Annotated in this window: 13 protein-coding genes; 5 read left to right on the top strand and 8 right to left on the bottom strand. The window is 56.5% G+C overall.

Annotation, left to right across the window (positions count from 1 at the left end):
* The first annotated feature begins 236 nt into the window (after positions 1-236).
* A complete protein-coding gene (ggt, locus tag PZBJ_RS14750; RefSeq protein WP_101763086.1) occupies positions 237-1988 on the top strand; it encodes a gamma-glutamyltransferase in 1752 nt (583 codons plus the stop codon).
* Between the two features lie 80 nt (positions 1989-2068).
* Here ggt and PZBJ_RS14745 read toward each other — a convergent pair whose 3' ends face one another.
* Together PZBJ_RS14745 and PZBJ_RS14740 are read right to left on the bottom strand one after the other, a co-directional pair.
* Positions 2069-2560 carry a GNAT family N-acetyltransferase gene (locus PZBJ_RS14745; protein WP_101763085.1) on the bottom strand — a complete coding sequence of 164 codons (492 nt, stop codon included), beginning with the start codon at positions 2558-2560 and terminating at the stop codon, positions 2069-2071.
* A gap of 226 nt (positions 2561-2786) precedes the next feature.
* On the bottom strand, positions 2787-4358 hold the full coding sequence (locus PZBJ_RS14740) for an AbgT family transporter (RefSeq protein WP_101763084.1): 1572 nt from the start codon (positions 4356-4358) through the stop codon (positions 2787-2789).
* Positions 4359-4575: 217 nt separating this feature from the next.
* Here PZBJ_RS14740 and PZBJ_RS14735 point away from each other — a divergent pair, with 217 nt between their 5' ends.
* From PZBJ_RS14735 to gntU, 4 genes are all read left to right on the top strand, one after another.
* Entirely contained in the window at positions 4576-5271 is a 696-nt protein-coding gene (locus PZBJ_RS14735; RefSeq protein WP_101763083.1) for a pirin family protein, read from the top strand.
* A 138-nt stretch (positions 5272-5409) separates the two neighbouring features.
* On the top strand, positions 5410-6405 hold the full coding sequence (gntR, locus tag PZBJ_RS14730) for a gluconate operon transcriptional repressor GntR (protein WP_101763082.1): 996 nt from the start codon (positions 5410-5412) through the stop codon (positions 6403-6405).
* Between the two features lie 142 nt (positions 6406-6547).
* Positions 6548-7084 (top strand): gluconokinase, encoded by a 537-nt coding sequence (gene gntK / locus PZBJ_RS14725; protein WP_036621490.1) that lies wholly within the window; start codon positions 6548-6550, stop codon positions 7082-7084.
* Positions 7085-7086: 2 nt separating this feature from the next.
* On the top strand, positions 7087-8427 hold the full coding sequence (gene gntU / locus PZBJ_RS14720; protein WP_101763081.1) for a gluconate transporter: 1341 nt from the start codon (positions 7087-7089) through the stop codon (positions 8425-8427).
* Between the two features lie 85 nt (positions 8428-8512).
* On the opposite strand, the gene PZBJ_RS14715 is transcribed toward gntU, so the two are convergent.
* The 6 genes from PZBJ_RS14715 to PZBJ_RS14690 all read right to left on the bottom strand — a co-directional run bounded on the left by PZBJ_RS14715 (position 8513) and on the right by PZBJ_RS14690 (position 14764).
* The gene (locus PZBJ_RS14715) at positions 8513-10138 is read right to left on the bottom strand and encodes a Na/Pi cotransporter family protein (RefSeq protein ID WP_101763080.1); all 1626 of its coding nucleotides are present in this window, start codon (positions 10136-10138) and stop codon (positions 8513-8515) included.
* Between the two features lie 108 nt (positions 10139-10246).
* Positions 10247-11239, bottom strand: a complete 993-nt coding sequence (locus PZBJ_RS14710; protein WP_101763079.1) for an ABC transporter ATP-binding protein — start codon at positions 11237-11239, stop codon at positions 10247-10249.
* Positions 11240-11241: 2 nt separating this feature from the next.
* Positions 11242-12027 (bottom strand): ABC transporter permease, encoded by a 786-nt coding sequence (locus PZBJ_RS14705; RefSeq protein WP_101763078.1) that lies wholly within the window; start codon positions 12025-12027, stop codon positions 11242-11244.
* A gap of 10 nt (positions 12028-12037) precedes the next feature.
* Positions 12038-12883 (bottom strand): ABC transporter permease, encoded by an 846-nt coding sequence (locus PZBJ_RS14700; RefSeq protein ID WP_101763077.1) that lies wholly within the window; start codon positions 12881-12883, stop codon positions 12038-12040.
* Positions 12883-13692, bottom strand: coding sequence for an alkaline phosphatase family protein (locus tag PZBJ_RS14695; RefSeq protein WP_101763076.1), 810 nt, complete (start codon positions 13690-13692; stop codon positions 12883-12885). The genes PZBJ_RS14700 and PZBJ_RS14695 overlap by 1 nt, the downstream gene beginning before the upstream one ends.
* Before the next feature lie 10 nt (positions 13693-13702).
* On the bottom strand, positions 13703-14764 hold the full coding sequence (locus PZBJ_RS14690) for an ABC transporter substrate-binding protein (protein ID WP_101763075.1): 1062 nt from the start codon (positions 14762-14764) through the stop codon (positions 13703-13705).
* Between the last annotated feature and the right edge of the window lie 141 nt (positions 14765-14905).

Here is a 14905-nt window from a genome sequence, read left to right as displayed (position 1 = left end):
ATGATCCAGGAGTGCGCCGAATTTAGCTTACTGCTACGCTTTTTACCGTGTTTGCAAACACTTGCATCAATAAATAACAAATGGATACCCAAAATAATTCAAGGCGCAGGAAGGCGGCAAACGAGAGAGTCCCGATGAGCTTACACAAGTAAGTGATTCGGGTGAACGAGAGCAGCCAACGCATCTGCACCTTGAAGTATGAAGGGTATAAATAACTTTAAAAGGGTGGTGGCAGGATGAGGATACAGGGCAACGTGCGTCAGTTCGGCTGGGCATTATTGATGAGTTTTACCGTGGTGCAGGGCGCACACGCTGCGCCCGCCAACGCGCCGCCGGTTTCGTATGGCGTTGATAGTGATACCTTTCACCCGGTAAAAGCCAAACATGGCATGGTGGCATCGGTGGATGCGATGGCGACAGAAGTCGGCGTCGATATTCTTAAGCAGGGCGGTAACGCGGTGGATGCGGCCGTTGCGGTGGGTTTCGCGCTGGCGGTGACGCATCCGCAGGCCGGTAACCTCGGCGGCGGGGGCTTTATGCTGCTACGTACCGCATCGGGCCGCACCACCGCCATCGACTTCCGCGAAATGGCACCGGCGCGCGCGTCACGCGATATGTTCCTTGATAAGCAGGGCAACGCTGACAGTAAGTTGTCACTCACTTCTCATTTAGCCTCGGGCACGCCGGGCACCGTGGCCGGTTTTGCGCTGGCGGCGCAGAAATACGGCACCTTGCCGCTGAGCACATTACTGGCGCCTGCTATCAAACTGGCGCGTGACGGTATCGTAGTGAACGATGCGCTGGCCGACGATCTCGCCACCTACGGCAAAGAGACGCTGATCAACCACGACAACAGCCGCGCGATTTTCTACAAAGCCGACGGTAAGCCGTATCAGAAGGGCGAACGTCTGGTGCAGAAAAACCTCGCGCGTAGCCTGCAGCTGATCGCCCAGCAAGGGCCGGATGCGTTCTATAAAGGCAAAATCGCCGATGAAATTGCCGGTGAAATGGCGCAGCACGGCGGCCTGATCGGCAAGCAGGATCTGGCGGCCTATCGCGCGGTGGAACGTAAACCGGTGAGCGGCACCTATCGCGGCTATGAAGTGTTCTCCATGCCGCCGCCATCGTCCGGCGGGATTCACATCGTGCAGATCCTCAATATCCTGGAAAACTTCGACCTGACAAAATTCGGCTTTGGTAGCGCGGATGCGATGCAGGTGATGGCGGAAGCGGAAAAATACGCTTACGCCGACCGTTCCGAATACCTTGGCGATCCTGATTTCGTCAAAGTGCCGCAGCAGGCGCTGACCAGCAAAGCCTACGCCAAAACCCTGGCGCAGCAGATTGACGTCAATAAAGCGCGTCCATCCAGCGAGATCAAGCCGGGCAAACTGGCGCCGTATGAAAGCAATCAAACCACGCACTTCTCTGTGGTGGATAAAGATGGCAACGCGGTCGCGGTGACTTACACGCTGAATACTTACTTCGGCAGCGGCATTGTCGCCGGACAAAGCGGCATCTTGATGAACAATGAAATGGATGATTTCTCGGCCAAACCGGGTACGCCAAACGTCTATGGCTTAGTCGGCGGCGAGGCGAACGCGGTGCAACCGGCTAAACGTCCGCTGTCATCAATGTCGCCTACTATTGTGGCAAAAGACGTTAAAACCTGGCTGGTTACCGGTAGCCCAGGCGGCAGCCGTATTATCACCACCGTGCTGCAAATGGTGGTGAACAGCATCGATTTCGGCATGAACGTAGCGGAAGCGACCAACGCACCGCGCTTCCATCATCAATGGTTGCCCGATCAGCTGCGCGTGGAAAAAGGCTTCAGCCCGGATACGTTGCGCCTGCTGGAAGCCAAAGGCCAGCATGTGAAAGTGATGCCCGCGATGGGCAGCACGCAGAGCATTATGATTGGGCCGGACGGCACGCGTTATGGCGCATCGGATCCGCGTTCAGTGGATGATTTAAGCGCAGGTTATTGATCGCTAATGCGCAATAAATTGCGCCGCTACGATATGTGCACGTCTTTGTAGCGGCGCGATTTATCGCGCGGTTTTAAGGGTTATTTCAAGCGCGCCATATAGTGCGTATCCACCATTTCGCCGTCGCGCATGGCGTGGCGACGTGCGGTGCCTTCGATCTCAAAGCCAAACTGCCGATACAAGCCAAGCGCTTTATGATTATCGGCGAACACCGTCAGCTCAATGCGCGTCACCTGCAGCCAGTTGTCGCACAAATCAATCATCGCTGACATCAGCGCTTTACCGACGCCGCGCCGATGAAAAGCAGAATCGACGCCCATGCCAAAGGTCGCGGTATGGCGACGGCGCGCCACCGACAGCACTTCCACCGTGAGTTGCCCGGCAATCTGATCGTCAATGCACGCCACTAGCATATGCACACCCGGACGCAGATTACTGAGGCGGTCCTGCCACAGCGTCGGCGATTGATACGGCAGATGCAGCGTGTTGGCCTGCGGTTCAGGCTGACTGTACATGCGCGTTAAAGCAGCAGCATCTTCGGGAATAGCGTGACGAACAACGATCTGACTCATGAGCGACTCCTTGTGCAAAATGGATAAAATCCCCTTTAACATCAAGGAATTCTCGCTCTTCGTCAATGCAAAATAATTCGCAAAAGGGCTTTACAGACGCGAATGATAATGATTATTATTGCCATGCGAGCTCGGAAACGTCTCCTGACAACCGGGTAAGCACGACATTGCTCACATTGCTTCCAGGTATTATTTAGCCAGCTCGGGTGCTGGCTTTTTTTTGCCTTTACAGCGTGTACCAGGTTGCCGCACCGGGCCCGACCGGCAGATTGAAGACAAACACCCAAAGCACAAACAGCAGCGTCCAGCCAATCATAAACACCACCGAATACGGCAACATCATCGCCACCAGCGTACCGATGCCCATGTCGCGTCGATAACGCGCCGCCACCGCCATAATCAGGCCAAAGTAACTCATCATGGGTGTAATCACGTTGGTCACCGAATCGCCGATGCGATATGCCGCCTGAATCACTTCGGGCGCAAAGCCGACCAGCATCAGCATCGGGACAAAGATCGGTGCGGTCACCGCCCATTGCGCCGAGGCGGAGCCGATCATCAGGTTGATAAAGCCGCAGATCATGATGAAGCAGACAAACAGCAGCGGCGCGCCCATATCGATTGATGCCAGCAGATTAGCGCCTTTCACTGCCACCACGGTGCCGAAATTGCTCCAGTTAAAAAACGCCACGAACTGCGCAGCAAAGAACACCAGCACGATATACATGCCCATGCTGCTCATACTGGCAGACATGGCGTTAATGACGTCGCGATCGTTGCGCATATTGCCGATCAGGCGGCCATATACCATGCCGGGAATAGCGAAGAAGACAAAGATAAACACCACGATGCCCTTCAGGAACGGTGAACCCGCCAGCGTGCCGGTTTTCGGGTTGAGCAACACGCCGTAGCCCGGAATCACGGTCAGGATCAGCAGCAGCGTAACGCCAAGAACCGCCAAGCCCGCGCCTTTCAACGCCCGACGTTCTTGCATCGTCAGCGCGCCCATATCGCCTCGCACCGCATCACCTTCGCAGTCGTGATATTTGCCCAGTTTAGGTTCGACGATGCTGTTGGTGATCCAGGTGCCAAGAATGGCAATCACGAAGGTACTGACAAACATAAAGTACCAGTTCACTTCCGGGCCAACATGGTAGTCAGGATCGATAATCTGCGCGGCGCTTTGGGTAATGCCCGAGAGCAGCGGATCGATGGTGCCAAGCAGTAAGTTGGCGCTGTAGCCGCCAGAAACCCCGGCAAACGCCGCGGCCAGGCCCGCCAGGGGATGACGGCCCAATGAGTGGAAAATCATCGCGGCCAGCGGAATCAGCACCACATAGCCCAGCTCAGAAGCGGTGTTGGAGATAATGCCAGCGAAGACGATGGTGAAGGTGATGAGCTTTTTCGGTGCGTTAAACACCAGCGCGCGCATCGCCGCCGAGAGCAGCCCTGAATGTTCGGCAATCCCCACACCGAGCAGCGCAACCAACACGGTGCCGAGCGGCGCAAAGCCGGTAAAGTTGGTGACCAGATGGCTGACGATGCGTTGCAAACCTTCGGCACTCATCAGGCTAACCACGTGAATCACACCGTCTGGTGCGCGTCCTGCCGCGCCAACTGGGCGGGGATCGATCACGTTGACGCCAAACGCTGCGGCAACGGCAGACGCAACAATGATAAACAGTGAAAACAGGGCAAATAAAGTAATCGGATGCGGTAATAAATTACCCAGCCATTCAACGGTATTCAAAAAGCGCTCAATCGGGCGCTTAGCGGGTGGAGTGATGTGTTCTGACATAATTTTTCCTTGTTATTCCTGCTTGCAGGGTCCGTGATGCTCATTGTTATGTAGTGGGTTATCTACAAGACCAATCTCGTTCGCACTTCCTCATCAGTAAAACCTGGGTCGTTTTTTTGTTTTCATTCACTTTTTTTGAACAGAGGGATGAAGTTTTTCAGCTATCAATCAATCCTTCGCAGTACCAAACTGTAAAAAACATTGAGGAGAATTGAACATGATTTATGTACGTAAAGCTGAAGAACGCGGTCACGCTAATCACGGTTGGCTGGATAGCTGGCACACTTTTTCTTTCGCCGATTATCACGATGCCAACTTTATGGGCTTCTCGGCATTGCGCGTGATTAACGAAGATGTTATCGATGGTGGTCAGGGCTTCGGCACCCATCCGCATAAAGACATGGAAATCCTGACCTATGTGCTGTCTGGCACCGTTGAACATCAGGACAGCATGGGCAATAAAGAGCAGATTCCGAGCGGTGAGTTCCAAATCATGAGCGCCGGTACCGGCGTGCGACATTCGGAGTACAACGCCAGCGCCACCGATCCGCTGCACCTGTATCAGATCTGGATCATTCCAGAGCGCAAAGGCATTGAGCCGCGTTACGCGCAACGCCGTTTCGATAATGTTAAAGGCCGCCAGTTTGTGCTGACGCCGGATGAACGTGACGGATCGCTCAAGGTGTTTCAGGACATGACGTTGTCGCGCTGGGTCTTTGCTGAGGGCGAAAGCGATGAAGTGACAGTTGAAGCCGGTCGTCGCGTGTGGATTCAGGTGGTGAAAGGGCTGGTGAGCGTGAATGGCGAACAGGTTGGCAGCAGCGATGCGCTGGCGATTTGGGATGAAAGCGCGCTGAGCATCAAAGCTGACAGCGATGCAGAGATTCTGCTGTTTGATTTGCCACCGGTTTAAAGGTCGCGCAATGAATGGCGCCGCTGCAATATCTGCACGTATTTGTAGCGGCGCGATTGATCGCGCAGGTTTTCCTCAAAGGCAGTGCATGACAAAAAAATGATAAACTCGTCGTATCTCTGATTTCAGGCGCATACGATGAAGAAGAAAAGACCGGTATTACAGGACGTTGCCGATCGTGTCGGCATCACAAAAATGACCGTCAGCCGCTACCTGCGCAATCCCGATCAGGTTTCTGCGGCGCTGCGCGATAAGATCGCCGTGGCGCTGGACGAACTCGGTTACATCCCCAATCGCGCCCCCGATATGCTCTCCAACGCCACCAGCCGCGCTATCGGCGTGCTGCTGCCTTCCTTAACCAACCAGGTTTTCGCCGACGTATTGCGCGGCATTGAGGCCGTCACCGACGAAGCGGGTTACCAAACGCTGGTGGCGCATTTTGGCTACAACGCGCAGAAAGAGGAGTTACAGCTGCGATCGCTGCTCGGCTGGAACATCGACGGCGTGATCCTCACCGAGCGTACCCATACGCCGGGCACGCTGCGCATGCTGGAAGTAGCGGGCATTCCAGTGATTGAGATGATGGATTCGGTCACGCCGTGCCTCGATATGGCGGTGGGCTTTGATAACGTCGAAGCCGCGCGGCAGATGACGCATGCTATTCTGAAAAAAGGCCATCGCCATACGGTTTACCTCGGCGCGCGCCTTGATGAACGTACCTTGCAGAAGCAACAGGGCTACGAAAAAGCGATGCGCGAAGCGGGGCTCACGCCACACAGCGTGATGATGGAAGATGCCTCCTCTTTCAGCGCCGGCGCGCAACTGCTGTGCGAGGCGCAAAAGCGCTATCCGGAAACTGACAGCCTGTTTTGTACCAACGATGACCTGGCGGTAGGCGCGATGTTTGAGTGCCAGCGTCAGGGATTACGCGTGCCGCAGCAGATGGCGATTGCCGGTTTCCACGGCCACGACATTACGCAAGTGGTGAATCCGCGCCTCGCCACGGTGTTAACGCCGCGCGAGCGTATGGGACGGGAATCGGCAGCGATGCTGCTGGCGCGCATTGGCGGCGATCGCACGCTAACGCAACCGCTGGATGTTGGCTTTGAAATCTCCGAAGGTGACAGCATCTGATTTTGGCGATTATTTGAGTCAGTTCACACTTTCGTGCTTTTCCACCTGAGAAGGGTTGCCAGCCTTTCAGTGGGCTCTGACAATGGCAGCTCGATTTGTTATCGGTAACATTGGGCAGAATTCACTGCCGGAGCGCAAAACAATGACAACGCCATCTCCATCGCACCACGTTTTTATCCTGATGGGCGTTTCCGGCAGCGGAAAATCTGCCGTCGCCAATCAGGTCTCTCATCAGTTAAACACTGCGTTCCTCGATGGGGATTTCCTCCATCCGCGCAGCAACATCATGAAAATGGCGGATGGCCATCCGCTGGACGACAACGATCGCCAGCCGTGGCTGCAGGCGCTGAATGATGCGGCATTTGCCATGCAGCGCACGCAGGAGATCTCCATCATCGTCTGTTCGGCGCTGAAAAAGTCCTATCGCGATATCCTGCGTCAGGGCAACGAGAACCTGAAATTCATCTATCTGCAGGGCGACTTCGAAACCATTGAATCCCGCTTGAAAGCGCGTAAAGGTCACTTCTTCAAACCGCAGATGCTGGTGACGCAGTTCGCCACGCTGCAGGAACCCGGCGCGGATGAGCCCGATGTACTGGTGGTTGATATCAATCATTCACTGGATGAGGTAGTTGCGGCCACGGTTGCGACCATTGAGGGTGCAATCAACAAGGGTTAGTCATGAGTACCGCAACGCTAGTGTTAACCGCAGCAGGCTCTGTCCTGCTGCTGCTGTTTTTGGTGATGAAAGCGCGTATGCACGCCTTTGTTGCCCTGATGTTAGTCTCCATTGGTGCCGGTCTGTTCTCCGGCATGCCGCTCGATAAAATCGCACAAACCATGGAAAAAGGCATGGGCGGAACGCTCGGCTTTCTCGCCATTGTGGTGGCGTTAGGCGCGATGTTCGGCAAGATCCTGCATGAAACCGGCGCCGTCGATCAGATCGCCATTCGCATGTTGAAAACCTTTGGGGAAAGCCGCGCGCACTATGCGATGGGCGTCGCTGGCTTGATCTGTGCGTTGCCGCTGTTCTTTGAAGTGGCGGTGGTGTTGCTGATCAGCATTGCGTTCGCCGTGGCGCGTCGCACCCAAGGCAATTTAGTTAAGCTGGTGATCCCGCTGTTTGCCGGTGTTGCGGCGTCCGCCGCGTTTCTGCTGCCGGGACCCGCGCCGATGCTGCTGGCCGCGCAGATGCACGCTGATTTTGGCTGGATGATTCTGCTGGGCCTGTGCGCCGCGATTCCGGGCATGCTGATTGCGGGCCCGCTGTTTGGCAGCTTTATTGCCCGACATGTCAGCTTTAGTGCACCGCCGGAAGATCATCAGCCGGAAGTGGAAGAGGGCAAACTGCCGTCGTTTGGCTTTAGTCTGGCGCTGATTCTGTTCCCGCTGCTGCTGGTTGGCCTGAAAACCATCGGCGCACGCTTCACCACGCCGGGTTCCCATCTGTATGAGTGGCTGGAGTTTATCGGCCATCCGTTCACCGCGATTCTGCTGGCCTGTCTGGTGGCGATTTATGGCCTGGCTTATCGTCAGGGCATGGATAAAGAGAAGGTGATGCAGGTGTGCGGCAGCGCGCTGCAACCGGCGGGCATTATTCTGCTGGTGATTGGTGCGGGCGGCGTGTTTAAGCAGGTACTGGTGGATTCGGGCGTTGGCCCGGTTTTAGGGCATGCGTTGACCGGCGCAGGCATGCCGATTGCGCTGGCGTGTTTCATCCTTTCTGGCGCGATTCGCGTGATTCAGGGTTCGGCCACCGTGGCGTGTTTAACCACCGTCGGTTTAGTGATGCCGGTAATAGAACCGCTGCACTACAGCGGCGCGCAGCTGGCCGCGCTGTCGATCTGTATCGGCGGTGGCTCGATCATTATCAGTCACGTGAATGATGCGGGTTTCTGGCTGTTTGGCCGCTTCACCGGCGCCACCGAAGCCGAAACGCTGAAGACATGGACGCTGATGGAAACCATTTTGGGCACCACCGGCGCGATTGTTGGCATGATTGCGTTTAATTTGCTGTCGTGATGTAAAACCAGCGCAATACATTGCGCCGCTACGGACCATTACGCGGATTTGTAGCGGCGCGATTTATCGCGCGATTCTGACCTTCTTAATCCTCTTCCCGCTCATCATCCGGCTGATCCAAAACCGTGTACGCCACGGCGCAGAACAGCGAATTCAAACGCTTCATATCGCCCAGTAAGCCAAGGTGCAGCGAGCTCGTCTCAATGCTCTGCACATTCTGCAGATGCAAGCGCTCGACGTGCGCGTGGGAGAAACGGCGAATCAGGATGCGGAAGCGGTGCTTGGATCGGCGCAGGCGTTTGGCGCTGGTGACATCGTGCGACAAAAACACCGACAAACTCAGACGCAGGTTATACAGCACCTGTTCCTGCAAGGTTTGCAGCTCCTCCAGCCCTTCGGCAGAGAAGGCGCGGCGCGCGGTCAGTGACTTATCCGCTACGTCGGCGCACATGCGTTCGATAATGTCGCCCGCCTGCTCCAGGTTGAGCGCCATCTCAATGATCTCCGCCCAGCGGCGCGAATCATCCTCCGGCAAATCCTCTTTCGGCATACGCGCCAGATAGAGTTTGATCGCGGTGTAAAGCACATCAACATCATCATCCAGCCGCCGCACCGCGCGCTCTTCGCGCAGGTCGCCGTGCACCACCTTATTGAATGACTCAATCATCTGCTCGACCACATCGCCGATGCGCAGTGTTTCGCGTGAGGCGTTAGCCAGCGCTAACGCCGGCGTATCCAGCGCGCTGCTGTCGAGATGTTTGGGTTTGAGATGGGCTTCGTTTTCGGGATCATCGGCAATCATACGGCGGCACAGGCGCGCCATTGGATCGGCAAACGGCACCATGACTAAGCAGCGAATCAGGTTGTAGAAGACGTGGAAGAAGATCACCAGCTCTTCGTCATTGACCGGCAGCTTATCCAGCACATCGGCGACCACATTGACGAACGGCAAAATGGCGATGCTGCCAATCAGCTTAAACAGCAGGCTGCCGAGCGCGACACGTTTGCCCGCTGCATTGGAGCCGCTGGCGTTGATCATCGCCAGCAGACCGCTGCCGAGGTTGGCACCAATCACCAGACAGAGTGCCACCTTGAAGGAGATGACACCGGTAGCGGTCAGCGTGGCGGTAATCAGGACCGCCGCGAGGCTGGAGTAACTGATGATGGCGAACACCGCACCAATCAGTGCATCGAGCATCACATCGCCGGTCAGTGTTGAGAACAGTACCTGAACGCCCGCCGCTTGGGTGATCGGTTTGGCAGCCGCGACAATCAGCTGCAGCGCCAGCAGAATCAGGCCAAGCCCAATACTGGCGCGGCCTAACTGCCCAATGCGCGTTTGCTTGCGGCTAAGAAAGAACACCACGCCAAAGAAGATAAACAGCGGCGACAGCCACGACAGATCGAAGGTCAGGATACGCGCCATGATCGCGGTCCCGACATCCGCGCCCAGCACCACCACCAGCGCTGGCGTCAGACTGACCAGATTCTGTGCAACAAAGGAGGTAACCAGCAGCGTGGTGGCGTTACTGCTCTGCACCAGCGCCGTGACGCCAATGCCGGCAAGAAACGCCATCGGTTTTTTTTCAACGCTGCGACTGAGTACGCGACGCAGATCGGCACCGTAAACGCGCATGATGCCGGTGCGCACAATGTGTGTGCCCCACACCAGCAGCGCAACGGCGGAGAGTAGATTAAGCAGAGTTAACACGTATAGAGGCTCCTCATCCGTCAGGCTCAAACCACACCGATTGCCAGCCTGACGGTGAGCACAACCGGTAAAACCTTCGCCGCGTTGTGTCGCCTTTTTTCGTTTAAATTAAGCAACCTGGCGCAACGTCGACATCTCTAACTGTAGCCCAATCTGCATACCAGCGGGATGCAAATCTGCCACGCTGCGGTTGAGGACATCTATCGAGAGTTCCACGTTTTGCGCACGCACCCGATAGCGAATCACGTTGCCAAGCAAGCTGTGGCTGAGGATGGTGGCGGGAATGCCCGCCTGCGGCGCGCACAGCTGGATCGACTCCGGGCGAATCGCTACCTGACCGCTAAACGCCTGTCCGGTCAGCTGCGTTGCCTGTTCGGCGCTCAGCAGGTTGTAGTTGCCGATAAAGCCGGCGGCAAACAGATCGGCCGGTTGGGTATAGAGCATTTCCGCGTTGCCGTTCTGCACGATCTTGCCCCGGTTCATCAACACGATGCGATCGGACATGGTCAGCGCCTCTTCCTGATCGTGGGTAACAAACAAGGTAGTGAGTTTCAGCTCGCGCTGAATATTGCGGATCTGTTCACGCAGATGGCGACGAATGCGCGCATCCAGCGCCGACAGCGGTTCATCCAGCAACAGCAAGCGTGGACGCGTCACCAGCGAACGCGCCAGCGCCACGCGCTGACACTGTCCGCCAGAGAGCTGATGCGGATAACGCCGCGCGAAGTCGGTGAGTTCCACCAGCGCCAGTACCTCCATCACGCGTTTCTGAATCTCACCGCTGGCCAGTTTCTGCATCTTCAGGCCAAACGCCACGTTCTTCTCAACCGTCATATTGGGGAACAGCGCGTAGCTCTGAAACACCATGCCGATGGTGCGCTTTTGCGGCGGCAGCGGCACGATATCCTGTCCTTGCAGCAACACGTTGCCGCTATCCACTTCGGTCAATCCGGCGATACAGCGCAGCAGCGTGGATTTGCCGCAGCCGCTGGGCCCGAGCAGCGTAACAAACTCGCCTTCTTCGGCACTGAAATCGATGTTTTCAAAAATGGTGGTCGGGCCGTAGCTTTTGTTCAGCTGGGTGACGCTCAGATAACTCATGGTCAGCCTCGTTCAGGATTGAGGGCATTCGCCAGCCAGGTAACCAGCAGGACGACGGCAAAATAGGAGATCACCAGCGCGCTGGTGAAGTGACCGCTGCCGTTGCGCATGTTAAACAGATAAACCTGCAAGGTTTCATAGCGGGTGCCGACCAGCATATTGGCGAAGACAAACTCACCAATCAGGAAGGAGAAGGAGAGCAGCACCGCGATAAATACCCCTTTGCGCAGGTTCGGCAACACCACAAACAGCGCCGCCTGCCAGGTGCTGGCACCGAGCAGTTGCGCGGCATCAATCAGCTCTTTCAGGTTGATGGCCTGCATATTGTTGGAGATAGCGCGATAGATAAACGGCAAGGCGATGGTGAAGTAGCAGCCGATCAAAATCCACGGCGTGCCGGTCAGCATCAGCGGCGACGACGAATAGAGTTGCAGCAGCCCGACCGACGACACCACTGGCGGCACGGCGAAGGGCATCAGGATCAGCACATTCATCACCGCATCCAGTTTCGGATAGTAGTAAGCGATCACAAACATGGCAGGCAGCACCAGCACCAGCGAGAACAACAGCGCACCGCAGCAAACCAGCAGCGAATGGCCGAGTGCGGTCAGAAAACGCGCATCGCTCCACAGCGCGCTGAGCCACTTCAGCGTAAAGCCCTGCGGCAGGATGGTGTCGCTCCAGCTGGTGGAAATGCCGTACAGTAACGTCGCCAGCAGCGGCGCGGCTAAAATGGCCAGCAGCAGCCAGACAATCAGGCGATGATAAAATTTTTCCGCGCGCGACACGTGTAGCTCCTCAGGAAGGTTTGGCGTTGAGATAGCTGCGGCGCACCAGGTACTGCTGCACCACGGTAATCAGCGCCATAATCAGCACCAGCAACATCGCCAGCGCGCCGCCGGTGTTGGGATCAAGCGAGATGTCGCCAGAGACCAGCGCGGCAATGCGTACCGGCACCACGTTAAAGTTGCCGGTAGTGAGCGCGTAAATGGTGGCGTAAGCGCCGAGCGCGTTCGCCAGCAAAATCACGAAAGTACCGAGCAGCGCCGGGAACAGAATCGGCAAACCGATGTGCCACCAATAGCGCCAGCGGCCCGCACCCAGCAGCGCGGCAGACTCTTGCCAATCCTGTCGCAAGCCATCAAACGCGGGATAAAGCAGCAAAATGCCGAGCGGGATTTGGAACCAGGTGTACACCAGCACCATGCCGTCACGCGAAAACAGCTTAAAGCCTTCCAGCACGCCGTAATGGCGCAGCAGCAGCGTCAGACAACCGTTCAGGCCGAGCAGAATGACGAAGGCAAACGCCAGCGGTACGCCGGCGAAGTTGCTGGTCATGTTGGTAAATGACATCAAAAAACGCTGAAAGCGGCCGCTGCCGAGCTGATGCAGCGAATATCCGGCAACCAGCGAAATCAGCAGGCCGTAAATGCTCGACCAGATGGAGATGTCGAGCGACAGGCGAAACGCCTGCAAATAGAACGGCGAGGTGAGGATATCGCTGTAGTTGTCGAAGCCCCAACGCTCATTGATGTCGCTCCAGAAGCTGTTGATGGCAATCCACAGCAGCGGCGCGAGCTGGAATGCCACCCAGAACAGCGCAAACGGCAGCAGCAATAGCGCGGCGAGCGTTTTGCCTTTCATTACTGCGGCTCCGCCAGTAACGCGCGACATAGCGGTTTGTCATGTTCGACGCCGAGCAAGGTGCACACGATGCCACACAGTTCGGTCTGCTGCGGCTGAAGATCCGGCTGCAGCGAGAAACCTTTACCAAACACGAACAGCGGCACCTGCGTCTCTTCCGGCAAAATGCCGCCGTGCGAGCGGTCATCGTTCATGCCGTGATCGGCGGTGACAATCACCTGATAACCGGCCGCCAGCCAGTCCGGCATCCACTGCGACAGATAACCATCGGCCATGCGCGCGCGGTTGCGATACTGCGGCGATGACAGGCCGTGCTTGTGTCCGGCATCGTCAATGTTCATCGGGTGGATCAGCAGGAAGTCGGGATCGTGCCGCAAACGCAGGCTTTCTGCATCTTCAAACAGGTGGGAATCCGGATAACCGTCGTCCCAGTAAAAGTGGCCATACTGAATCGGCAGATCGGGCGCGACCGTGTGGCGGTCGCGCGCCGCGTTGAACGGGGATTGATTGTAGAGCTCACTCACCCAGTGGTAGGCGGCTGCCGCGGTGGTGAGACCGGCGGCACGTGCGTAATGGAAGATGCTGCGCTGATTACTCATGCGACTGACGCCGTTGTGAATAATACCGCTGCGCACCGGTGGAATGCCGGTGAGAATGCATTCGTACAGCGGGCGCGACAGCGAAGGCAGTTCGCAAGTCAGCGTATAATATTGGCCGTTGCCCTGCGCGCATTCAGCAAACAGATAGCCCATTGCGTGCTGCGCTACCTGATTACTCAGCCCATCCAACACCACCAGGATCGTTTTCATCCCTCGCTCCTTACTGCTTCATATTAATGATGACGTTCTCTTGCCACAGACGCGGCAGCATTTTCGAAGTTTTATCCCACGCGGCCTGGTCTTTGATTGGACGGGCATTCTTATACTCAGACTGCGGCAGCAGCTTGGCCTGCACGTCGGCGGGCAGAGTTAAATGCTCGGCACGAATCGGGCGCGCATAGCCTTTCGCCAGGTTGATCTGGCCTTCATCAGACAAGATGTATTCACGCGCCAGCTTTGCGGCGTTCGGATGTTTGGCGTATTTATTGATGATGGTGCTGTAGCCAGAAGTGACGGAACCGTCGGAAGGGATCACCACTTCGTAGCGGTTTTTGTCGATCTGATCGCGGTAGTTCAGACCGTTAAAGTCCCACACCACCGCCACCTGAATTTCGCCTTTTTCAATGTTGGCAATCACCGGATCGGTCACGCCAAGACGGCCTTCTTTCGCCAGATCGCCGAAGAAGCTCAACGCCGGTTTCACATTCTTCTCGTCACCGCCTAATGCATAGCTGGCCGCCAACACGCCGTTCGCTGCCTGAGCCGCAGTGCCGACGTCACCGATAGTGACCACATACTTACCTTTCTTCAGATCGGCCCAGCTGTGCGGCACATCTTTGACCTGCTGCTTATCCACCAGGAACGCGATGGTGCCGGTATACGCCAGCATCCAGTTGCCATCCTGATCTTTTGCCCAGCTCGGGATTTGCTCCCAATGCGTTGGCTTATACGGTTGCGCCACGCCTTTAGCGACGGCAATCGGACCGAAAGCAGCGCCCACATCACCGATATCGGCGCTGGCGTTCTCTTTCTCTGCAGCAAATTTTGCCAGTTCCTGCGCCGAGGACATGTCGGTGTCGCTGTGCTTCAGGCCATATTTGCTGTTGAGGTCACTCCAGGTATCTTTCCAGTTGGCCCAGCTATCTGGCATGCCGACGCTGTTGACCTGACCTTCGGCACGCGCCGCTTTTTCTAACGCGGCGAGGTCATTATCTGCGGCTTGCGCGGCGGGCAGCGCAAGCAGTACGGCACTGGCTACTACAGAGGCGATAAACGCTTTCATCTCGATTGCTCCCGGTATATGTTGTGGGACTTCTTGGTCTAGTCCAGCAAGAACCGAGCCAATGTAGCCCGAATAGATGAAGGTTTTATGACCATGGTGGTGAAACGGGGTGTGGCGCGACGATCCACATGCGGTTACAGC

Origin of the sequence: Pantoea endophytica, from assembly GCF_002858935.1 — a bacterium.
Classification (GTDB): domain Bacteria; phylum Pseudomonadota; class Gammaproteobacteria; order Enterobacterales; family Enterobacteriaceae; genus Pantoea; species Pantoea leporis.
Note: the sequence above shows the minus strand (reverse complement) of the source record. Positions and strands in the feature narration are given on the sequence as shown.

Bases quoted from the DNA above. Each gene is read 5' to 3' on its own strand.
- PZBJ_RS14695 (WP_101763076.1), bottom strand. From the start codon at position 13,692: ATGAAAACGATCCTGGTGGTGTTGGATGGGCTGAGTAATCAGGTAGCG.
- gntU (WP_101763081.1), top strand. From the start codon at position 7,087: ATGAGTACCGCAACGCTAGTGTTAACCGCAGCAGGCTCTGTCCTGCTG.
- PZBJ_RS14700 (WP_101763077.1), bottom strand. From the start codon at position 12,883: ATGAAAGGCAAAACGCTCGCCGCGCTATTGCTGCTGCCGTTTGCGCTG.
- PZBJ_RS14710 (WP_101763079.1), bottom strand. From the start codon at position 11,239: ATGAGTTATCTGAGCGTCACCCAGCTGAACAAAAGCTACGGCCCGACC.
- ggt (WP_101763086.1), top strand. From the start codon at position 237: ATGAGGATACAGGGCAACGTGCGTCAGTTCGGCTGGGCATTATTGATG.
- PZBJ_RS14740 (WP_101763084.1), bottom strand. From the start codon at position 4,358: ATGTCAGAACACATCACTCCACCCGCTAAGCGCCCGATTGAGCGCTTT.
- PZBJ_RS14690 (WP_101763075.1), bottom strand. From the start codon at position 14,764: ATGAAAGCGTTTATCGCCTCTGTAGTAGCCAGTGCCGTACTGCTTGCG.
- gntK (WP_036621490.1), top strand. From the start codon at position 6,548: ATGACAACGCCATCTCCATCGCACCACGTTTTTATCCTGATGGGCGTT.
- PZBJ_RS14745 (WP_101763085.1), bottom strand. From the start codon at position 2,560: ATGAGTCAGATCGTTGTTCGTCACGCTATTCCCGAAGATGCTGCTGCT.
- gntR (WP_101763082.1), top strand. From the start codon at position 5,410: ATGAAGAAGAAAAGACCGGTATTACAGGACGTTGCCGATCGTGTCGGC.
- PZBJ_RS14735 (WP_101763083.1), top strand. From the start codon at position 4,576: ATGATTTATGTACGTAAAGCTGAAGAACGCGGTCACGCTAATCACGGT.